21 protein-coding genes and 1 other annotated feature are annotated in these 22,325 nt (G+C 33.4%); of the genes, 8 read left to right on the top strand and 13 right to left on the bottom strand.

The window, feature by feature from the left end; genetic code table 11:
* Window positions 1–236 precede the first annotated feature (236 nt).
* The gene (locus P3F81_RS06155) at window positions 237–794 is read left to right on the top strand and encodes a recombinase family protein (RefSeq protein WP_147668662.1); all 558 of its coding nucleotides are present in this window, start codon (window positions 237–239) and stop codon (window positions 792–794) included.
* A gap of 78 nt (window positions 795–872) precedes the next feature.
* Here P3F81_RS06155 and P3F81_RS06160 read toward each other — a convergent pair whose 3' ends face one another.
* From P3F81_RS06160 to P3F81_RS06180, 5 genes are all read right to left on the bottom strand, one after another.
* A complete protein-coding gene (locus P3F81_RS06160) occupies window positions 873–1,730 on the bottom strand; it encodes a macro domain-containing protein (protein ID WP_147668664.1) in 858 nt (285 codons plus the stop codon).
* Window positions 1,727–2,335: a hypothetical protein gene (locus P3F81_RS06165; protein ID WP_147668666.1), complete on the bottom strand. Its 609-nt coding sequence runs from the start codon at window positions 2,333–2,335 to the stop codon at window positions 1,727–1,729. The genes P3F81_RS06160 and P3F81_RS06165 overlap by 4 nt, the downstream gene beginning before the upstream one ends.
* Window positions 2,336–2,825: 490 nt before the next feature.
* Window positions 2,826–3,782, bottom strand: a complete 957-nt coding sequence (locus tag P3F81_RS06170) for a tyrosine-type recombinase/integrase (protein ID WP_147668668.1) — start codon at window positions 3,780–3,782, stop codon at window positions 2,826–2,828.
* An 843-nt stretch (window positions 3,783–4,625) separates the two neighbouring features.
* Window positions 4,626–4,808 carry a hypothetical protein gene (locus P3F81_RS06175; RefSeq protein ID WP_147668670.1) on the bottom strand — a complete coding sequence of 61 codons (183 nt, stop codon included), beginning with the start codon at window positions 4,806–4,808 and terminating at the stop codon, window positions 4,626–4,628.
* Between the two features lie 310 nt (window positions 4,809–5,118).
* The gene (locus P3F81_RS06180) at window positions 5,119–5,319 is read right to left on the bottom strand and encodes a hypothetical protein (protein WP_147668672.1); all 201 of its coding nucleotides are present in this window, start codon (window positions 5,317–5,319) and stop codon (window positions 5,119–5,121) included.
* A gap of 157 nt (window positions 5,320–5,476) precedes the next feature.
* Here P3F81_RS06180 and P3F81_RS06185 point away from each other — a divergent pair, with 157 nt between their 5' ends.
* From P3F81_RS06185 to lexA, 6 genes are all read left to right on the top strand, one after another.
* A complete protein-coding gene (locus P3F81_RS06185) occupies window positions 5,477–5,689 on the top strand; it encodes a helix-turn-helix transcriptional regulator (protein WP_147668674.1) in 213 nt (70 codons plus the stop codon).
* Window positions 5,690–6,214: 525 nt separating this feature from the next.
* Window positions 6,215–6,571 carry an ImmA/IrrE family metallo-endopeptidase gene (locus P3F81_RS06190; RefSeq protein ID WP_309320760.1) on the top strand — a complete coding sequence of 119 codons (357 nt, stop codon included), beginning with the start codon at window positions 6,215–6,217 and terminating at the stop codon, window positions 6,569–6,571.
* 88 nt (window positions 6,572–6,659) lie between these two features.
* Window positions 6,660–7,130 carry an N-terminal phage integrase SAM-like domain-containing protein gene (locus P3F81_RS06195; protein ID WP_147668676.1) on the top strand — a complete coding sequence of 157 codons (471 nt, stop codon included), beginning with the start codon at window positions 6,660–6,662 and terminating at the stop codon, window positions 7,128–7,130.
* A gap of 289 nt (window positions 7,131–7,419) precedes the next feature.
* Window positions 7,420–7,704 carry a tyrosine-type recombinase/integrase gene (locus P3F81_RS06200; RefSeq protein ID WP_147668680.1) on the top strand — a complete coding sequence of 95 codons (285 nt, stop codon included), beginning with the start codon at window positions 7,420–7,422 and terminating at the stop codon, window positions 7,702–7,704.
* Between the two features lie 195 nt (window positions 7,705–7,899).
* A complete protein-coding gene (locus tag P3F81_RS06205; RefSeq protein WP_147668682.1) occupies window positions 7,900–8,448 on the top strand; it encodes a hypothetical protein in 549 nt (182 codons plus the stop codon).
* Window positions 8,449–8,631: 183 nt separating this feature from the next.
* Window positions 8,632–9,252, top strand: coding sequence for a transcriptional repressor LexA (gene lexA, locus P3F81_RS06210; RefSeq protein WP_147668684.1), 621 nt, complete (start codon window positions 8,632–8,634; stop codon window positions 9,250–9,252).
* A gap of 51 nt (window positions 9,253–9,303) precedes the next feature.
* On the opposite strand, the gene nifJ is transcribed toward lexA, so the two are convergent.
* A complete protein-coding gene (nifJ, locus tag P3F81_RS06215) occupies window positions 9,304–12,825 on the bottom strand; it encodes a pyruvate:ferredoxin (flavodoxin) oxidoreductase (protein WP_147668686.1) in 3,522 nt (1,173 codons plus the stop codon).
* A 56-nt stretch (window positions 12,826–12,881) separates the two neighbouring features.
* Window positions 12,882–13,110 (bottom strand) — a binding site (T-box leader).
* A gap of 489 nt (window positions 13,111–13,599) precedes the next feature.
* On the opposite strand from nifJ, the gene P3F81_RS06220 reads away from it, so the two are divergent.
* On the top strand, window positions 13,600–14,550 hold the full coding sequence (locus P3F81_RS06220; protein WP_147668688.1) for a tyrosine-type recombinase/integrase: 951 nt from the start codon (window positions 13,600–13,602) through the stop codon (window positions 14,548–14,550).
* 1,145 nt (window positions 14,551–15,695) lie between these two features.
* Here P3F81_RS06220 and P3F81_RS06225 read toward each other — a convergent pair.
* The 7 genes from P3F81_RS06225 to rbfA form a co-directional block, all read right to left on the bottom strand.
* Window positions 15,696–16,235 (bottom strand): hypothetical protein, encoded by a 540-nt coding sequence (locus P3F81_RS06225; protein ID WP_309320761.1) that lies wholly within the window; start codon window positions 16,233–16,235, stop codon window positions 15,696–15,698.
* A gap of 273 nt (window positions 16,236–16,508) precedes the next feature.
* Window positions 16,509–18,593 carry a polyribonucleotide nucleotidyltransferase gene (locus P3F81_RS06230; protein WP_147668690.1) on the bottom strand — a complete coding sequence of 695 codons (2,085 nt, stop codon included), beginning with the start codon at window positions 18,591–18,593 and terminating at the stop codon, window positions 16,509–16,511.
* Between the two features lie 126 nt (window positions 18,594–18,719).
* Complete coding sequence (gene rpsO / locus P3F81_RS06235; protein WP_147668692.1) at window positions 18,720–18,986, bottom strand: 30S ribosomal protein S15; 267 nt, start codon at window positions 18,984–18,986, stop codon at window positions 18,720–18,722.
* A gap of 123 nt (window positions 18,987–19,109) precedes the next feature.
* Complete coding sequence (locus P3F81_RS06240) at window positions 19,110–20,030, bottom strand: bifunctional riboflavin kinase/FAD synthetase (RefSeq protein WP_147668695.1); 921 nt, start codon at window positions 20,028–20,030, stop codon at window positions 19,110–19,112.
* Window positions 20,031–20,133: 103 nt separating this feature from the next.
* Window positions 20,134–21,030, bottom strand: a complete 897-nt coding sequence (gene truB, locus P3F81_RS06245; protein WP_309320764.1) for a tRNA pseudouridine(55) synthase TruB — start codon at window positions 21,028–21,030, stop codon at window positions 20,134–20,136.
* Complete coding sequence (locus P3F81_RS06250) at window positions 21,011–21,967, bottom strand: DHH family phosphoesterase (RefSeq protein ID WP_147668697.1); 957 nt, start codon at window positions 21,965–21,967, stop codon at window positions 21,011–21,013. The genes truB and P3F81_RS06250 overlap by 20 nt, the downstream gene beginning before the upstream one ends.
* Before the next feature lie 4 nt (window positions 21,968–21,971).
* Window positions 21,972–22,325 carry a 30S ribosome-binding factor RbfA gene (gene rbfA, locus P3F81_RS06255; RefSeq protein ID WP_147668699.1) on the bottom strand — a complete coding sequence of 118 codons (354 nt, stop codon included), beginning with the start codon at window positions 22,323–22,325 and terminating at the stop codon, window positions 21,972–21,974.

A 22,325-nucleotide genomic window follows, 5' to 3' on the forward strand; every position in this document is an offset into this window, starting at 1 on the left:
AAAAATTATTATGATTAATTTAGTTCAATTTAATCGGCATTACTTTTATTTCCTTTTATTTACTTCTATTATCGTCCCATGCACCTATATATATCAGTATTTATTGGGACTTATTTATCTATCAAAAAGTCTACTTTTTTGAAGTTGAATTTTTTCTGTTCAAAAACTCTACAATCCCCTTTTTTAAATATCCAAAAAGTAAATAGGGTATTATTGAATAGAGAGGGGATGATTCAATGCGAATTGGTTATATCAGAGTATCAAGTCTCGACCAAAACACCGACCGCCAACACGAAATACTCAAACAATATGCTCTCGAAAAAATCTTCGAAGAAAAAGTTAGTGGCAAGGACAGAAACAGGCCAGCTCTTCAGGAAATGATAAAGTTTTGCCGAGATGGAGATACAATTTACATAGAATCAATCAGCCGTCTTGCTCGCAACACTAAAGACTTTCTAAACATTGTAGAAGAGCTATCGGCAAAAGCAGTCGGCATCGTCTCTGCAAAAGAGAGCATTGATACCTCAACACCTTCTGGGAAATTTATGCTGACTGTTTTTGCAGCCCTCTCACAACTCGAACGTGATACCATCAAACAACGCCAACAGGAAGGTATTAATTTAGCCCTCAACAAAGGTGTTCGTTTTGGTCGTCCTCGAATTCCACGCCCCCAAAACTTCACGCAGAACATCAATGAGTGGAAAGCTGGCAAGATAACGGCTACAGAAGCTATGCGAAAAATGTCTCTCAAACCTGGCACATTCTATCGGTTAGTAAAAGAAATGCAGGGGTAATTATCCCCTGCATCAGACTGTAGACAAAGTAGTTTCTTGAATTGTAGTTTCCTGTGTTTAGTTAGAATATACCATTAATCATTTTCCTATGTTATTGATGGAAAAACCACTGTTTTTTTTGCAAACGATACGTAGCTTGTGCGGATTTTTTATTTTATGAGAACTTAATTTATATGACAAAATCATCATGTCAACTAAATCTTGCTGTGAAATAGATGCTCCCGCTCCACCATCAAATGACGTTGTTCCTGCACCTAATACTGGTACGCATACATCATTTTCAGAATAGTTATTCTCTAATTCCTTCCACAACAAATCCAAACACTCAATATACTCGTCCCAAGAAAAGAATCGCCCTTTACCTTTTTCATCTAATTTTGCAAACGCCATCAATAAGTCATCACCATTTGGTACTATGGTTCCTGACTCATACCGTGTTTTACGCTGATATTTTGATTTGCTTTGTGCTGGTCTAATTTGCGCAGAACTGATTAACTGTTGGACATCTAAATTTGGATGCAATTTTAAATACTGTCCGCATATGGAACCTGGATTTATATCTGGCGTTGCGTTACCTACTTGTGTTGTAAAACACTCATCAAAACTGATTACTCGCTTGCATTTCCTCTTTTCGAGAATATTTCCATACTCTACTATAATCGAGTAATTCTGACCTTTGATTGTAATTTTTCTGCGAAGTTTCAAAAAAGCCGCATATACAGATAATGTTACAATCCAGGCAAGCAAAAAACACATAAGACGAGAAATTATAACATTAACATCTGGAGACTCTAAACCCGCAAACCATTTACATTGTTCAAGAGCCTCTTTTGTTATCCATTCATGTTTTTTAAATAATGCTTCTGGCACAAAGGTAAATGTACATGTAATGATAGCAAATGCTATAGTTACGCTCTTTTTGACGAAATCAATCAAAATCCAAGTACCTCTTTTATATATGAATAGTCTCCAACTTTATTCCCATTAGCATCGATTTTCCAGAATGGTTTCGCATCATTTTCATAACCTTTCATATATGTGGGAAGCCAATTTGATTCATTACGTGTAGAATTATATACAATAATGATTGTTTTTTTCTTCTTTTTGGACTGTTCAAATTCATGACGAAGGTAAGAGTACTTATTTATGCTTCCGACATTGTCAGTATCGCTAGGTGTAGAGACACTGGAAACTGTACACGCTTTAGCACCGTTAGTATTTTGCTTATATGGTGTACAAGTACACTCCCATTGTTCTTTAGAAATACGTTCGCATCCGCTTCCTGCTGTTCGAGAAGCAGTCATATCGCCCACAACAAAAATCGCTGCTGACGAAGCGTTAATTTGGCGATTAAATTCGTCTTTCAAATCGCAAATTCGGCAATCATCGCTATTAGCCACACTGCCAGACGACACCTTCGACATATCAATAAAATCGACTTTATGGAGATTATCCTCTCCCCATTTATTCAATTCATCTACTACATTTTTGTCACCATTACACTGGTCATAGTCCGCGCTGATGTAAACTTGCTTACTCATGCAAATCACGCTCCTTTGGGAATAATTTTAATATTTTCAAACTATACAAGGTCGTTAATATATTTTAGTATATTATAGCACAAACTGCGAACAAAATAATCTTATCTCGTCACACTGTTAGTCGTCTTTACAATTTACACCATGAGAAGGTTGCTGATGGATGTGTAAGCTATTTTGATTTTATATGTACTTCAATCAGGTACAATACTAGGCATCTTCGAAAATTCAAATTTGTAATAATCTTATTTACATTGAAACCCATTAAATCTATTTTTATTCATCATCATCACATTTTTATTACTTTGTGAAAATCACGTTTTGGGTATTTTTTGGGGTATAAAAAAAGCTATCGATTTAATCGATAGCTTCAATCCCTTTAAAATGGCGGAGAGGGTGGGATTCGAACCCACGGTCCCTTTGACAGGACACTTGATTTCGAGTCAAGCACTACCCATCTACCGTGCACGCAAACGCATACCCCTTTTCTAGTTCATATTTTCATAAGTAGCGCTTTTTTCTTGCCCGTGCTTCGTCCAAGTAAGTTGGCAATCGGGGATGCCGTTTGGTGTGCCTGCTGAATATCTGCTTCCAACAAAGCTACATAGTTTTTGGTTTGTTCCAACTTGCTATGTCCCATAATTTTTTGCAGGGCAAATACACCTGTCTTGGAAGAATTCCGTAAAAAATAAAGCGCAAAAGTATGCCTCAAGTGATACGGTGTAATTTGCGTACCTGTCGTTTTCGAATAAGCCCTAAATCTATCCCTCAAATCTCCTGTGGTAATTTCTTCTCCGCGCCAGCTACAAAAAACAATTTCGCCTTCCCAACTTGCATGTCGATAATGAATAAGCTTTTTGACCGCCGACACACACACATCTGACAACGGTAAAGTTCTTTTCTGCTTTGTTTTTGTAATACTTTCTCTTAAATACAAATAACTACTGGCAAAATCAAAGTCAGCGATACATACTTGAACCAACTCATTCGGACGAATACCCGTATCTAAGGTCAAAACCATTGCCGTATAATCGCGTAATCCAGCCCAAGTATTTCTGTCTGGTGCATCCAAGAGTTTTCGGATAACTTCCTCACTATGTTGAACAATCCGACCGCTATGCGGTTTATATTTTATTACCGCACAAGGATTTTCATCTAAATATCCCTCACTTACACAATACTGTAGAAAACCACGAATCGCCTGCAACTGCTTGTTATAATGCTCATTGTTTTTTCCGCTTAAAAACTGCAGCGCTTTAAGTTTCAAGCTTTTTTCTGTTATTTCTCCATCAAAACTGGCAAGAAAGTGCCTCAGAGTATGTCGGATAGAATTAACCGTATACTTCGATACTTCGGCTTCCCGTATCAAAACATACTCCTCCGCCAATAACTCAAAATCAGCTACCTTTTTAATCTTCATTAGTATTCCGTCTTTACTTTTTTTGAACATAAAAAAACCAACCTCCCTTATTGGGTACGTTGGTTAAGAAAACGTGACACGATTTTAAACTCGCTCAGTCTCGTTTTTTCTCTCTCATTCGTTATCATCTTCATCAAAAGTTCTAACGTCCCAAAGTCATATTTCTTTGGGTTTCGAGAGTCTCATCCGAGGCTGATAAAGCCGCGTCATCATTGAATTTACTGGAGCGGGTGAAGGGATTCGAACCCTCGACCCACGGCTTGGGAAATCATCATTTTACAGGCTTTCATTTCATCTGTAACCAAAACGTTACAAAAAAAACTATTTCTCCCATTTTATCGCATCAAAAAAGTCTCCAACAAAAACGTTGAAAGCCTTAATTTTTCTGATAGAGAGGGGGGAGTCGAGCCCACGGTCCTTTGACAGGTCATTTGATTTCAAGTTATACTCTCACTCATTTATCGAATTAATCGAATATAGTCGCTCTGTGTTTCTATTACTCGTTCCATAATGAATAGCATCAACACTTAAGGCTGTTCATACCCTTTTTTCCAAAGCAGCAATATATTTACTACGGTAAATTGGAGGAATGCAAACGATTGGGTATCTATCCTACAAAAGCACCATATTCATCAGTACTCTTGCCCCCTACCATTGCCACCGATAAACGAATTAAAATAAACAGATTCTTGTTGATGCCTAACGGTAAAACACTGGGCTACTCCCTCTCTTTTTTGTAATACAATCCGACTATAATTTTGTCCCTTACTTGTCCCTTATCAATTGCAAAACAGTAATTGCTAAAACCAATAAATACAAATTCACCAACCAATAAAGTTAATAACATCAAACATCTGCAAGCGCCATAATTATTTACAAAAGGCATTCACCCACATTCGTAATATCAACTACTTGCACCTTTTCATCTGGATTTACATCGGTGTTAAGTGGCTGTTTCATACCACCTTGATTTACGTACATTTGTCGTTGAAACATTGGTGCATTATCACGCAAATATTGTGCTGGATCAATCTTAGTTTTGGCATGTGCAAGCATTAATTTAGTTACTTCTTTACTTTCTTGAACGCCTCTACCAGTCTGTCTTAAACTATCGTAAAATTTTTGTATTTCTATATCTAATTCTTTTTTCTCTTGGGTGTAATCCTCAAGAGATTTTTTATATCCTTTACATTGCGTGAATTCGCTCGATTTACGGTGAGTCCATCTTCTTCTGCTTTTGTATCGCTTTTAATTTTTCAGCAATATCGACATGTTGTGACATAACTGCTTGATATTTACTTAAAGGAATTTCTACATCTTGACCAGTAGAAGCGGCTTTTTGAATTTGTTCCTCGCTTACCCCAAGTTACTCAATAATCTCAGCATTCGTACTTTGAAGCATTGCATTCGCATCAACATATATTTTTTCATTTGGACTTACATATTCTTTATGCGGTTCTAATATTACAGGATAGAGACCCGAATCTGCCATTGCCTTAATTTCATTAAAAGTTTTCGTAACACCTTTTGCTACACGAACTCTTTCAATATTTTCATGTGCTCCCATTTAATCACCACTTTCAACTAACACATTTCGTTATATTTATTACATCAACGGATTGCGTTATACTCAATGTGTTTTTATAAATTTTTCTCAAATACCGTTAGTTTTATAACAAATCCCGTTAGTTTATGTTAATATTGCATATAAGAGGTGGGAAAAAGTGACAATTAGCGAACGAATAAAGAGATTTAGAAAAGAAAAAGGGTTAACTCAGAAAGAATTAGGTGATTTAGTTAATAAGTCGTCACAAGTTATTTCAAATTGGGAACGAGGATATACAACGACAATAAATCATAATGATATAACGAATCTAACTAAAGTACTTGGTAAGTCTATAGAATTAATAATTGGCACTGACTATGTTCCAACCTAGCACTTCTCCTAAACCCTAGTAAAATTCCTCAATCAAGTCGAGGTTATGTTTGACGGTGATACCTATAAATTAAACGATGATGATAGAGCTAAAATACGTGCTGCTCTTGAACTTGCGTTTTGGGATGCTAAAGAACGTAATAAGAGAAAAAAATAATCATACCGCCACAAGAGTGATATGATCTACTATAATGAATTTATATAGTTGCGGTTATTGACAGTATAAATTTTATAGTTTAAGATAAAGCTATAAAAGGTGCTACCGATAAACGGTTAGCTCCCATTATACGATTAGTTTTTGATTAACCGCAAAGTTGGTAGCTGGGCGGTTAATCTTTTTTTATGGCAAAAACCAAGATGATGAAAAGTAACAAAGTTAAATTAACATCATTCATGGCATCACCCCCATTCCTCCGTATGTAACGGAATAAGAAAGGGAACTAACCGCCTATCGTTATCGTAGCACCATGGATAATTATAACATATACATTTCATACTCAACAATAGTTTTTACAGGTGGTGTATTATGATAAATTACAAACTCTGTGTAAAAAATCTTATTAACAAACATAGCACAAGTAATCCCTTTGATCTAGCCAAAGCATTAGGTTTAAAAATTATATGCGCTCCACTCCCCTGTAATATTCGTGGGTTCCTGGTCCGCGTACTAAAACGCAGATATATTATTTTAAATGATACCTTATGTTATCAAGCACAAAAAATAACTATCTGCCATGAAATAGGACACGCTCAACTACATAAAGGTTACGGCTACTATTTCATGCAGACAATACATATTATGTTCCTGCTAAGAGAGAATTTGAAGCAAACAATTATTCAATACATCTACTATCCTACTCTAACGATATTAACGTGGATCTAATTATTGATATGATTAATGATAGACATCCAGAATGTAGTATATTTTAAACATATTTCACCGAACGTATGTACTACAAGGAGGAGTTATCATGAAAGGATCTGTAAGAAAACGCGGTGGCATATGGTACTATCGCATTAATTTGGGAATCATAGATAACGAGAGAAAAGAAACCGAAAGGGCTGTTGGGACAAGCGAAAAAGAGGTATGGAAAGCTCTCCGACAAGCTATGGTAGACATTGACCAAACTGGACGCTATTTCGATCCTAGTAGTAAATCATTTTCTGATTATCTTGATGAATTTATAGAAAGTCGTGAATTAAATCTAAAGGAGTATACTTTAATCAGGTATAAGTCAGCTATAAAGAATCATTTAAAGCCAGCTCTAGGTAAATATAAAATTAAAAATATCTCCCCTGCCCTAATTCAAAAATTTATTGATAGCAAAAAAAGAGAAGGATTTAGCCAAAACACAACATTACTCATATTTGCAGTATTAAGAAAAGCATTAAAATACGCAGTTCAACTTTTTGGATATATAAAAATAAATCCAAAAGGATGAACAAATGCAACGTATCTTTGATAGGGTTGGATCCTCACATTTATTTTACGTACCAATTATGTTAGCTTATCAGGAATGAGACTTGGAAAATGTTTAGCATTAGAGTGGAAAAATATTGATTTAGATGGTAAAATTATTAAAGTAGAATCAACTTTATATGATAAAAACAAATCTACAAAAATAACAAAGTCGAAAACAAAAAACTCTATCCGTGAAATAGATTTTACGGATAAGCTTTTCACTATATTAAAGACTCAAAAAAACGTCAAGCTGAAAATAAATTAAAAGCATGAGATATTTCGGAAAATGGTGTAAAGAAGCATTTGGAGATGCTTGCGGTTTATCCTTTCATAGTCTAAGACATACTCATGCAACTGTACTTCTTGAAAATACTGCTGACGTGAAATATGTATCTACGAGACTTGGACATGCCCCCATAAAAATAACTTTAGATATATACGCTCATGTAACTCAAAAAATGAAAAATTCTAACATACAAATAATAGAAAATAGTTTTTATAATAGCCTTGCCCGCAAAATAAAATTGCCGCGGGCAAAAATAACGATAAGATAGATACTATCCCCTATTTATCTAATACGAAAAGGGATTTCACCTATAATGATAAAATTAGTTGATTATTTGAAACTACTGTCATTCTCTTTATAATATTTTATTTATTATACTTGAGCTTTCTCGCCTTTTATAAGTCATATTTTTATATGTCGAGAATATTTAGTCTTACAAATTTATTTAAGGAGTGAGTTTTATTTGGACAATGGAGTAAAAAAATTTCATCAAACATTTTGGTTTGCATTGCTCGCTATATTAGCGGTTCTATTCTTGTTGCTCTCTATTAGTGCTATATTGAATAAGAATTTTGTTCAGAAAGAAATAAAAACTGCATCTTCTACAACGATTTGTCCTATAGCTGGAATTGGCGATAAAGTAACTGATTTTGAAAGGGCTTATGGAAAAATGATTGACAAAGATAGCGGTAAGTCATTTAACTCTAATAAAATAAATATTCTTCTCTTAAATGATATTGTATATAATCTCACTGTTAGAATTAATTCACCCAAGAAATTGTCTATTGAGCATATAACAGGTTTTCTTCCATCTGATATGAAAATTATTAAAGAATATAGTGATGTTCAAGATATCGATGGAAAGCAACGGTATATTATAATGGCTGAAAGCGAAATGTTGAGAGCGATTTTTCCTAACGAACAAGGAAAATTTGTAATAGTTCAACGTATTTATATAAATAGAGGTGGCGGGTATAATCATTTTGCTATTGCAGTTGGTAATCACCCTTAATAAAAAATTCAAACAGTGAAGAATCTCCTACGTGAATAGAGTTTTAAATAGATTCTTACTTTATAAAAGTTGATTTTTGCTTAAACTGGATATACCTTTTACAAAATAAGAACTTGTGTTTGATTTTGTAAGCAAAAATTGTTATACTTTGAACAGGTAATAGTTATTAATGGAGGGTATTTTATGTCTATTGAATCACAACTTAATCAACGTCAACAAGAAATATTTTATTTTATTAAAGAATCCTTAATGAATAATGGATACCCCCCTTCTGTTCGTGAAATTGGTAAAGCTGTAGGGCTTAAATCAACTTCTACAGTTCATGGCTATTTAAATAAACTTGAGGAGTTAGGATTAATAAAAAGAGATCCTTCTAAGCCTCGTGCAATAGATATTTTAGATGAAAAGCCATGGCTAAAAGCTACGGTATCTATTCCACTGGTTGGACAAGTAACAGCTGGCATACCTATTTTAGCGGTAGAAAATATTGAGGAAGTTTATCCTTTTCCAAAATCACTACTTGGCACTTATGAGGATAATGTTTTTATGCTTACGGTAAAAGGGGAAAGCATGATTAATGCAGGAATCTTTGATGGTGATTATATTATGGTACGTGAACAAAATACAGCCAATAATAACGATATTGTAGTTGCGTTGATTAATGGTGAAACCGCTACAGTAAAACGATTTTTTAAAGAAAAAGACTTTATTCGATTACAGCCAGAAAATGATACCATGTCTCCTATTTATGAACGGAACGTATCAATTTTGGGTAAAGTTATTGGTGTCTTTAGACAATTGTAGAAAACTCCAAGGGTGAAAATTTCATCCTTGGAGTTTTTTTAAAAAATAAATTTATTTTGCCAAATTTTTATATTGATTTAATCTTTCCTTCGCATCTTTTTCTGTCTTATTAAATAACTCTTGTGCAATGTCAGGAAATTGTTTTTTCAATGAAGAATATCTAACCTCACCCATCAAGAATTCTTGAAAGTTTAGAGAAGGTTCTTTAGAATCCAACATGAAAGGATTTTTGTTTTCATCTTTTAGTAGTGGATTATAACGATATAAAGACCAATATCCACTATCTACAGCTCTTTTTGCTTCTAATTGACTAAACCCCATCCCTGCTTTTAAGCCGTGATTAATACATGGAGCATAAGCGATAATTAAGGATGGACCAGGATACGCCTCTGCCTCTTTAATCGCTTTCATTGTTTGATTTTTATCGGCTCCCATTGCAATTTGTGCTACATAAACATAGCCATAACTCATTGCCATCATACCTAAGTCTTTTTTCTTTGTCTTCTTACCTCCAGCAGCAAATTTTGCGATCGCCGCAGTTGGTGTTGCTTTTGAAGATTGCCCGCCTGTATTTGAATATACTTCAGTATCGAATACTAAAACATTGATATCTTCTCCTGAAGCTAGAACATGATCAAGTCCGCCAAAGCCTATATCATAGGCCCAGCCATCTCCACCAAATAACCAATGGGAACGTTTTACTAAAAAGTCTCGATTCGTATAGATTTCTTCTAATAGTGGATGAATATTTCTTTCACTTTGAATTAAAGCGAGAAGTTTATTGGAAATTTCCCTGGAAATATATGTATCATGACTGTTTTCTAACCACTCTTTACATCCCGCAGTCAATTCTTTAGATAAATTTAATTCTTGCAGGTGTTTAATATTTTGGATTAATTGTTCTCGGATTTGTTTAGCTCCTACAAGCATACCTAAGCCAAACTCTGCATTATCTTCGAATAATGAATTTCCCCAGGCTGGGCCATGCCCTTTTCTATTCGTTGTATATGGAACTGATGGAGCGCTACCGGCCCATACAGAGGAGCATCCTGTTGCATTGGCAATCACCATTCGATCACCAAACAATTGCGTAACTAATTTTGCATATGGTGTTTCGCCGCATCCAGCACAAGCTCCCGAAAATTCAAGTAATGGTTGTTCGAATTGACTTCCTTTAACAGTAAATTTATTCATTGGATTTATTTTTTCTTCTACATTTAAGGTATACTGCCAAGAAGCATCTTTTGAGGTCTGAGTTGTCAATGGTTTCATTATCAATGCTTTATTTTTCGCCGGGCAAACCTGAGCGCAGTTACCACAGCCAGTACAATCTAATGGTGATATTGCCATATGATATGCTAACTCTTTAGCACCTATGGCAGGCTTATGGAGGAATGAATCTGGCGCATGATTAACTTCTGCTTGACTTAAGAGCACTGGACGAATTGCTGCATGAGGGCAAATATAGGAACATTGATTACATTGAATACAATTTTCATCATTCCATTCAGGAACATTAATTGCAATTCCCCTTTTTTCATAAGCTGCACTTCCAAAAGGAAAAGTTCCATCTTCTAACCCATTAAATGCGCTAACTGGCAATTTGTCGCCTTCTTGACGAGCCATTGGCAATAAAATATTTTCAATAAATTCCGGCATGGATTTTTTAGGTTCAGCAACTTTAGCTTCTAAGTTATGCCAAGCGTTCGGAATTGTAATTTTTATTATGGCAGAAACGCCTTTCTCGATCGCATTATGATTCATTTTAACAATATGATCACCTTTATGGCCGTAAGAAGCAACAACAGCATCTTTTAAATAGCGGATTGCATCATCTACTGGAATAATTTCAGCAATTTTGAAAAAGGCGGATTGCATAATCATGTTAATTCTACCGCCTAAACCAATTTCTTCAGCAATTGCAACGGCATCAATGATGTAGAAATCAATATTATTCTGGGCAATATATATTTTCATTGAGTTTGGAAGATAGATTTCTAAGTCTTTTTCAGTCCAACGACAATTTAACAAGAATTTTCCTTTTGCTTTTAATCCGCTTAGAATATCATATTTATCTACATAGGATTGATTGTGGCAAGCAACAAAATCAGGTTGATTGATTAGATATGGTGATTTAATTGGCTTATTACCAAAACGCAAGTGAGAAATTGTAACTCCACCAGATTTCTTTGAATCATAAGAAAAATAAGCTTGCGCATACATGTTCGTATGATTTCCAATAATTTTAATTGCATTTTTATTGGCTCCGACAGTTCCATCGGAACCTAGTCCCCAAAATTTGCAACTTGTAATAGAAGGAGTATGAAGAATAAAATCATTTATTTTTGGTAAAGAAGTATGATTTACGTCATCATCAATCCCTACGGTAAAGTTATCTTTTGGTTTTGCCATAGATAAATTTTCGAAAATTGCATACACATGTGCCGGAGTTACGTCTTTTCCACCTACTCCACAACGTCCGCCAACAATGACTGGTTTTAACTCTTCATTTCCATAAAAAACAGATTTTACATCTAAGTATAAAGGTTCTGCAAAGGAACCAATTTCTTTGGTTCTATCTAAAACCGCAATTTTTTTTGTCGTTTTAGGGATTGCAGCAAGAAAATGTTTAGCTGAAAAAGGTCTGTATAAGTGAACCGTGAGAACACCTACTTTTTCTCCTTGACTATTCAAATAATCAACAACTTCTTCAATTGTTTCACACATTGAGCCCATTGCAATAATAATTCTTTCTGCATCCTTTGCACCATGATAATTAAATAGATGATATTCTCTACCTGTAAGTTTACTGATTTCCTGCATATATTCTTCTACGATATCGGGAATATTCTTATAATATTTATTTAATGATTCTCTATGTTGAAAATTAATATCTGAAGTTTGAACGGTCCCCCGTAAAACTGGATGATCTGGGTTTAGAGCTTTGCGTCTAAAACGATTTAACGCTTCATAATCTAATAATTTAGCCAATTCGTCATATTCTAGAAGCTCAACTTTTTGAAGTTCATGAGATGTTCTGAATCCATCAAAAAAGTTTAAGAAAGGGACACTCGTTTTAATGGCTGATAAATGTGCTACAGCAGCTAAATCCATGACTTGCTGTACGCTACTTTCTGCCAGCATTGCAAAACCAGTCTGCCTCGTTGCCATGACGTCAGAATGATCGCCGAAAATACTAATTGAATTTGATCCAACAACACGTGAACTAACATGGAAAACACCAGGTAGCAGTTCTCCGGCAATTTTGTACATATTAGGTATCATAAGAAGTAAGCCTTGAGAAGCTGTATAGGTTGTAGTTAATGCACCGGATTGCAAAGATCCGTGTACTGCTCCAGCCGCTCCGCCTTCTGACTGCATTTCAACGACTTGAACTGCTTGACCAAATATATTCTTTTTTCCTTGCGCAGACCATTCATCTACGTGCTCTGCCATATCCGATGATGGCGTAATTGGATAGATTGCTGCTACGTCAGTAAAAGCATAAGAGATATAAGCTGCTGCTGTATTACCATCCATAGTTTTCATTTTTCTCTGTACATTGGTTGCCATAAGTGTATAATCTCCTCTCAAAATAAAAAGCCCCTATTCGAGTATATATACACTCGAATAGGGGCGTAAAAAATCTACGCGTTACCACCCTTATTTATCACTTAAAATCAGTCCAACAACCGATTCTCATCTAACGCATGAGATACGCCCCTGCCTAATCGCTAAATGCTTTCGGAGAAGAGTTCATGGGGGATTTAATCAATAAAATTACTATACCGATTTTCAGCAAACATCAGCTCTCTGCAATAGTTGAATTCTATCTTTATTCCCAATCATCACTTGTACACTACAGAAATATAAAACTGTAAATTTGTAAACCTTATGAAGTAGATTATGACATCAAAATTAAAATATGTCAATGCTTATTCTTATTTTTTAGTACAAAAAAATTTATAAACTTTATGTAGATTATTAATGAACAAGTACAATAAATTGAACTTGTTGTACTAAAATATTTTTAAATATTTTTTATTTATATTGAGCGCATAATCTACTGATTTAAAGATTTATAAAATATATATCCTTATAAGTATAATTATAAGGATATATATTTTATGTAAAAAATGCAGGATATGTAATAATTATGACGAATTTTATAATATATTGACATATAAGATTTAAATTAATCCTTTTTATGATATGTAATGCATTTGATTTGTATATGTTCTTATATGAACATTAGATATTCCTATTCAATTAGGATGAAAAATTGCCTATAAATGATTCTAAAAAAACATTTTTTACTACAAAATAAAAATTAGGGAGATACTTATTTTGAATACCCAAACTATTACTTTAGCTTATTTTATGGATAATTTTATAGAATTTATAAAAAGAGATTCTGCCAATGGGAGACCTGCACAAGATACTTTAAATACATATACTTCAAATATAAAACAATTTTTTATTTGGTGTTATTCTATCAGTAATCAACAACCGCTTAGTTGTACTCCAGAAGATATAAAAGAATATCGTAATTATCTTTGGGAAAAACGTCAATTGCGCGTTTCTACCGTATCTTTAAAGCTAACCGCAATTAGACGCTTTTTTGAAGCTGCACTTGTTCGAGGGCTTATCCAGATAAATCCGGCGAATGATGTCTATGCCGGTGAAGACCCTATGCTTAATTTGCAAACAACAAAGTATCTTAATGAAAATAAATTGCAGGAATTGATTAATCTTATTCCGAAAAATGGCGTAACAAATTTACGGTCTAGAGCAATAATTGCTTTGATGGGACTACAAGGATTGCGAACAGTTGAGATTCATAGGGCTAGCATTGAAGATATTGACTTTAATACTGGTGTTATGCTAGTGCGTGGGAAAAAACGTGATGGTCGAGTATATTTAAGACAAGATACAGTTAAATTGTTAATAACATATTTAAAAGTAAGAGGGTTTGCACAAAGAGATGATCGTGGCACTCCCCTTTTTATTTCAATGGCTTATCATAATAAGGGAGGTAGAATATCTCGTTGTGGTGTTCGTGATATAATTAACAAATTATTTATTCAGGCGGGAATAAAGACAGTGTCTAATAATCATTTAAGTTGTCATTTGCTAAGACACTCTTGTGGAACCAACTTATATATGCGAACTAAGGACTTACGGGTAGTCCAAGAGGTACTACGTCATAAGAAAATTGACACTACAACAAAATATGCTCATATCCATGATCAAATGCAAAAGAGATATACGGAAGAGATAAATATTGATATATTATAACTACAGATAGTTAGACCGATTTCCATATTGATATGATTCTATCCTCATGTACAGAAGTGAATTATTAAACGGAATACTCAGGTAATGAATATACTGCTTATAAGACAGAGTGTAATGACAATAACTTGTTATTAATACAAGTGTTTTTATAAATTTACATACATCTTTGAGATAGATATTTTATTCTTTACCATTTTGCAATAAGGATTTATGAAATAAATAATACCCTTGATTTATTAATGTTTATAGCCGTTTTGATGGTGATGCTATTTATCTTATCAATTTCATTTTTCAATCTTTCAATTAAATAAGTTTTATATTTTTAAATTGATGAGTTGATACTTTCTTTAAATATATTAGCAACCACATCTCCTATTTGTTCTAATATTTTTCCTAATACTGATTGACTTATTGTTGTAAGATTAGTTTTTATTTTTTATAACCATTTTTATTATTTTATAATATAAAATGTAAAAAAATTAAAACATTCCTAAAAAAACGACTTCGTAAAATCGATTTTAAGACGCGCTTTTTTTTTTTTGCTTATGTTTCCCTATGTGTAAAAATTGGAGATGTAACGAGTGATTTCTAGCAGTGTTATCAGCATTGGCGATTTTTATGTGTTGTTCTCCTTTTTTTCTTTTTGGTTAATATAATTTTATTGTTATTGTGTCTAGAAAGAGATATGAAGATGAATTTTCTTCAAATTAAATTAGCCAATCTAGTATTTTAATAAAACAGCAATAGTCCTAGATCAAGTGCAGTAGTGGAACGTCTTCGTGGAAGCTATGTTCTACCATAACTGGTAATATATAACGATTTGAATTAAGTGACTTGTATTAATGGATGGTAACTAAACATTAAAGCAATAAACACCATATTTTTGAAAAAAAGAATGAAAATTCGACGCGTTTTTATTTTCTATACTCTTAATAAAAGCCTCCAATGAACTCATATACTATAACAAGTAAATAAATACCATTTATATTTTAAATATAAATAAAATAACACATAAAGCAAAAAAGCCTGCACTAAATAAAAAGACTTAGTGCAGGCATAAATGATAGAAATTCCCATGTTAAGATTGATTCTAAAAGAACGAAGACATCACTAGTCGTTCTAGCGATGCCTTTATTTTTAGTTGCTTAATTATATTTTTGTTGAAGAATTCCCTCTGTAAAACAATCCGCCATCATTAAGGCTTCCTGTTCAATTTGATCAAAAATTTCAACGCTGTCGCAATAACGAGTGGTAAGGATTGCAATAGCCTCATCTTTAGTTAATCCTAAATGTTCATACCACATTGCCTTCATTTTCTTTACAGACCAATAAGGATTGATATGGTTGAGAAAACAAACAATGTCATCTGCATTTTCATACCATTTGCATTCTTGGCGACTTGCTTCCTCGATATTGCCTATTTTTGCTGCATTGACTAAATTAGCTGCAATAATCAGATGATCGCGAATTAGACCACCGAATTCATTTGCATTTTTTCTCCCATAATAGCGGCAAAAAACTTCCGCAAAATCAGGTGCATTGCGCAGTAGACGACTTGATGAGCAATCTAAATCAGGTAAATTGAACGCTATCCCCATGATTACGATTCTAGTCCAGTAAACATGCTGTTCCCAAAGAAGTCTAAACTCATTATTTAATTCAATATTGCACATTCTATCATCCATAAATTTAACTTCCTTCATTTTTTTATACTGTATCATATGCAATTGTTCGCAGCTTGTTCTGCCTAAGATTAAAATTAATTTGTAAATTATTACCTGTACTGTATGATAGTGAAATATAAAAACAAAAAGCTCAAGTATGATACTTTTGTACCAATGCCTGAAGTTTTTTTACTTAATATATTTCACGTATTTTATATGCGTAAAATATAACTATAAAGCAAAAGAAAAAACCGCTTAAATCCTTATAAACTAAGGACTGGAGCGGTTTTGTTTTTATTCTTCATCGTTTGGAAGTAGCACTTTGTGAGATAAATTAATACGCCCTTGACGGTCAATTTCAATGACTTTTACTTCAATTTCATCACCAATATTTACTACATCTTCAACTTTTGCGACTCTTTCTTTTGCTAATTGCGATATATGAATAAGCCCTTCTTTACCTGGTAATATTTCAACGAAAGCACCAAAATTCATTATGCGATTTACTTTCCCTTTATAAGTTTCGCCAACTTCAATTTCCTTTACAAGTCCATTAATTATATCAATTGCTCTTTCTGCGGCACTAACATCTACAGCTGAAATAAATACTTTACCATCGTCTTCAATGTCAATACTTACCCCAGTTTCATCAATGATTTTCTTTATCATTTTACCGCCAGGTCCAATTACATCTCTAATTTTATCAGGATTAATTTGCATTGTTATAATGCGAGGTGCATATGGTGAAAGCTCTTTATTTGGCATTGGCATAATTTCTAACATTTTATCAAGAATAAAAGCCCTTCCTCGTTTTGCTTGTGCTAAAGCAGTTGCTAAAATTTCTTTTGTTAATCCAGCAATTTTAATATCCATTTGAATTGCTGTTATACCCTCTGTCGTTCCTGCAACTTTAAAATCCATATCCCCTAAAGCATCTTCCATGCCTTGAATATCCGTTAGAATAGTATAGTTATCTCCATCTTTTACTAATCCCATAGCCACTCCGGACACCGGACGTTTAATTGGAACGCCTGCGTGCATTAAAGATAAGGTGCTACCACAAACACTTCCCATTGAACTAGAGCCATTAGATTCTAAAACTTCTGATACTAAACGTAAAGTATAAGGAAACTCAGCAACACTTGGAATAACCGGAACTAATGCACGTTCTGCTAAAGCGCCATGGCCAATTTCTCTTCTTCCAGGACCTCGTGATGGTCTTGTTTCTCCCACACTAAACGCTGGAAAATTATAATGATGCATGTATCTTTTAGATTCTTCGGTACCTAGACCATCAATAATTTGCTCGTCGCCAATTGCACCTAATGTAGTAATCGTTAATATCTGAGTTTGCCCTCGGGTAAATAACCCAGAACCGTGAGTACGTGGCAATATACCAACTTCGCAAGTGATTGGTCGTACTTCTTCAATTTCACGTCCATCAGGTCTAATTTTGTTGATAGTAATCATTTGTCGAACAGTTTCTTTTACGATTTTTTGTAAAATATATTGAATATATTTCAAATCATCAGGAAATTGTTCTACAAAATGTTCAATCGTTTCATTTTTTACGGAGGTTATATTTTCTTCTCGCTCTAACTTATCTGAATTTTTTATTGCAACTGCTAATTTTTCAGTAGCATATTCGCGAACTAATTTATTAATATCTTCAGGAACTTCAAATAATTGAACCGATCTTTTTTCTTTACCAATCGTATTAACAATTGTAGTTTGAAACTCAACTATTTTACGAATTGCTTCATGTCCGAACATAATAGCATCTAAAATTATTTCTTCTGATAATTCATTTGCACCCGCTTCAACCATCATAACTGCGTCATGAGAACCTGCAACAATTAAATTTAATTCACTTTCATTTTGTTGAGCTACTGTAGGATTTAATATAAATTGTTTGTCTATATATCCAACCCTTACTCCTGCGATTGGTCCATTAAATGGAATATCTGAAATAGATAAAGCACACGAAGCACCAATCATTGCAATTACATCAGGTGCATTATCTTGTTCTACGGACATTACTGTTGCAACAATTTGTACATCATTGCGGAATCCATCTGCAAAAAGCGGGCGAATAGGTCTATCAATTAAGCGACTTGCTAAAATAGAAGATTCACTAGGGCGCCCCTCACGTTTTATAAATCCACCAGGAATTTTTCCTACAGCATATAATTTTTCTTCATAATCAACCGTTAAAGGAAAGAAGTCAACACCTTCGCGAGGCTCAGCCGAAGCTGTTGCAGTGACTAAAACTGCTGTATCGCCATACTTTATTAATACAGCACCATTTGCTTGCTTGGCCATTTTTCCTGTTTCAATGATTAATGATCTTCCACCTAATTGCATTTCAAAACTATGCATTCTTTCTCCTCCTACTTATACCTATCTATTCTTCAAAGATTATCTTCGACATTTTTTTTAGTATTTCCTTTTTTATATAAAAATAACCATAAACAAATAAAAAAGCGGGAATTTTCCCGCTTTAAATTATTTACGTAAATTTAATTTTGCAATAATCGTACGATAACGCTCAATGTCATTTGTACGTAGATAATTTAATAATCTTCTACGATGACCAACCATTTTCAATAGACCACGACGTGAATGATGATCTTTTTTATGCTCTTTTAAATGGTCTGTTAAGTAAAGAATTCTTGCAGTTAAAATTGCAATTTGTACTTCTGGTGATCCTGTATCACCTTCATGTACGCGATATTGTTCGATTAATTGTTGTTTTGCTTCTTGAGTTAACATTAAAATACCCTCCTAGTTTAAATAAAACCTATAGCCAAGAATAAGTTGGAGAATCAATCTTCCTCGCCATGGTCATGACATAAATTAATACCTTAGATACAATATCATAAAACGCTTGCAAAGTCAAACCCAAAAATTTTTAGCAAACAAAATATCATCATTTATTTGCTTTTTTAAACAATCTATATTTGCAAAACGCTTTTCATTTCTAATTCTTTTAAAGAATTCTATATTAATCGTTTTTTTGTACAAATTACCATTAAAATCAAACAAATGAGTTTCTAGATGTTTGCTATTGCCATTAAAAGTAGGATTGACTCCAATATTTGTTATAGAAAAATAGGTAGTATTATTGACAGTTGTTTTAGTTACATATACACCTGCGGCAGGTAAAATTTTTTCTGTAGAGTCCAATATATTAGCAGTGGGAAACCCCAATAAACGACCTCTTTGATCGCCTTGACAAACTGTCCCATAAAATGAAAAAGGTCTACCTAATAATTTATTAGCTAAAGTTATGTTCCCCTCTATAAGCAAATTTCTAATTCGTGTGCTACTGACCATTATGTTATCGTAATAAACTTCGGGATGAATATAGGCATTGAATCCAAACTTAGCACCTAGCTTTTTTAATAGCTGTGGTGTGCCTTTGCCTTTATATCCAAAAGAATAGTTCGGTCCAGCAACTAAATATTTAGGATCCAAATGCTCGCACAAAAGTGATAAAAAATCTTCTGGTGGTAATGAAAGCAATGATTTTGTAAAGGGAATATTAAAAAGAATGTCTAATCCTATATTCTTTAAAATCTTTTCTTTTTCAAAATTTGAATTAATTTGAGGCGGGCAAAGATTTAAATTAATAACTTCTAATGGATGATTACTAAAGGTAACTACTACGCTGATTCCCTTGATCGATTTTGCTAAGTCTACTGCTTTATTAATAATTTTTTGATGTCCAATGTGAATTCCATCAAATGTTCCCAGCGCAACTACAATATTTTTATACTTATGCTTTAAATTAGTTAATTCGGTATATATTTGCATAAATTATTTGCCTCCCTTATAAACGTGTTTACCTTAATTACTTTTAATATACTATAGTAAACAAGAAAATCAACCTCTAATAGTAGACCACTATCGAGTTTGATTAGAGAGATTTTCTAACTAACACTTTTTTTGCAGTAAGTGTTCCAGATAAATTGTCATATCTAGCAATCCCAATAAAAGACTTATCCATATTATAAACTCGAAATAGTTGTGCTTTATTTATTAAATCTATTTTAACTGAACGGCCTTCTTGAAAATCTAAAATTTGCTTGAGGGATAAATTAATACTAGGTAAATGTTTTACACTGTAGTCTACATCTAGCAGTATTGATTTTTTTTGTTCAGCAATTTCGTTAAGTGTATATGAATCATTTAATGAAAAGTCTCCAACTCTTGTTCTTGTTAGAAAAGACATAGTAGCTGGAATCATTAATTTGTGTCCAATATCCATACATAAACTCCTAATATATGTACCTTTAGAACAACTTACATCAAATAATAATTTATTATTCCTATATTGTATAGGTAAAATTTTTTTTATTTCTACTTTACGACTAGGAACTTCAACTTTTATACCTTTACGAACTAAATCACATAATTTATTACCATTAATTTTAATTGCAGAATGCATAGGTGGTGTCTGTATAATATCACCAACAAAAGAGTTTAAAGTATCTGAAATGACTTCAAATGAAGGTAATATATATTTATCAACCTTTTTTACAATTATTCCTGTGTCATCGCCTGAATCTGTTTCAAAACCAAATGTTAACTCAGCACGATAACTTTTATCAGCCTCAGACATGTATTCAATTAATCTAGTTGCTTTTCCAATTGCAATAGGTAATACGCCACAAGCTGCAGGGTCTAAAGTTCCTGCATGTCCTACTTTTTTTGTCTGATATACGCGACGAATAAAAGAAACAACATCGTGTGAGCTCATTCCTGGTGGCTTTAAAACATTAACTAATCCATCACTACACATCTGTTGCTCCATTCTTCATCTGCTTAGCAATTGTATCAATTAGTAATTTTTTTGCTTCATTAATAGGAAGTAGTATACTGCATCCAGCCGCTCGTTTGTGTCCACCACCATTGAAAATTTTAGCAATTGAGCTTACATCAACTGATTTAGATCGCATACTTACCCTGCATAAATTATCTTGTACACATTTAAATAAAATTGCAATTTCAACCCCATCAATGACTCGTGGAAAATCAATGAAGCCTTCTGTATTATCGCAAATATTTAAAATATCCTCTGTAATTGATAATACTCCGACTTTATTATCAAGGAAAAATTCCAAACTTTCTAATGCTTTAATTAATGCACGCATATTTTCTAAACTTTTTTTCTCAATTTTTTCGGAAATCATATTTGGTGATACGCCCGCTTCAATGAGTTTTGCCGCAATCCTCATTGTCGAAGCGGAGGTATTTGCATATCGGAAAAACCCGCAATCTGTCGCAATTGCAGTATATAAACAAGTTGCAATGTCTTTGTTAAATTTACATTTTTGTGATTCTAAAAGCTCGAAGATAATTTCGCCTGTCGCGGCTGCGTCTGCATCTAAATATAAATAATCTGCAAATTTAATATTAGAAATATGATGATCAATATTTAAAATTGGAGCCTGTACCATTTGAGCAACCTTGCCAATTCGCTCTATATCACTTGAATCTAATACAATTAGTAAATCAGATTTAATTATATTAGATGGTTTCTGAATTAAAGAGATATTTGGCATAAAATTAAATTTTTCAGGAATATCATCATCTAAAATGCAAGTGACATTTTTTCCACAGTCTTTTATATATATGGCTAAAGCAAGTAGTGAACCGATTGCATCACCATCTGGATTAATATGAGCAGTGATAATAATATTATCACTGCTTTTTATAATTTCTGCAGCTTGAGATAAAGTAATGTCCATAGGATTAATTGGCCTCATTCTTTTTAATTTTATCAAGTAATTCTTGAATATGTACACTATGATCTAAAGACTTATCTATCTGAAAAGATAGTTCTGGCGTACATCTTAATTTGATTCTGTGCCCAATTTCTCTTCTTAAATAACCTAACGAACTTTGTAATGCTGCCCAAGTATTTTTCACTTCTTCTTGACTTCCTAGTAAGCTAACATAAATTTTAGCATATTTTAAATCACCTGAAACATCAACCTGGGTGACAGTTACAAATCCAATTCTTGGATCTTTTAATTCCTGTAAAATTATTTTACTAACTTCTTGTTTAATTAACTCTTGGACTTTTTCTATACGGAGCTGTCCCAT

The sequence above is a fragment of the Selenobaculum gibii genome, from assembly GCF_030273445.1.
Lineage (GTDB): Bacteria > Bacillota > Negativicutes > ICN-92133 > ICN-92133 > Selenobaculum > Selenobaculum gibii.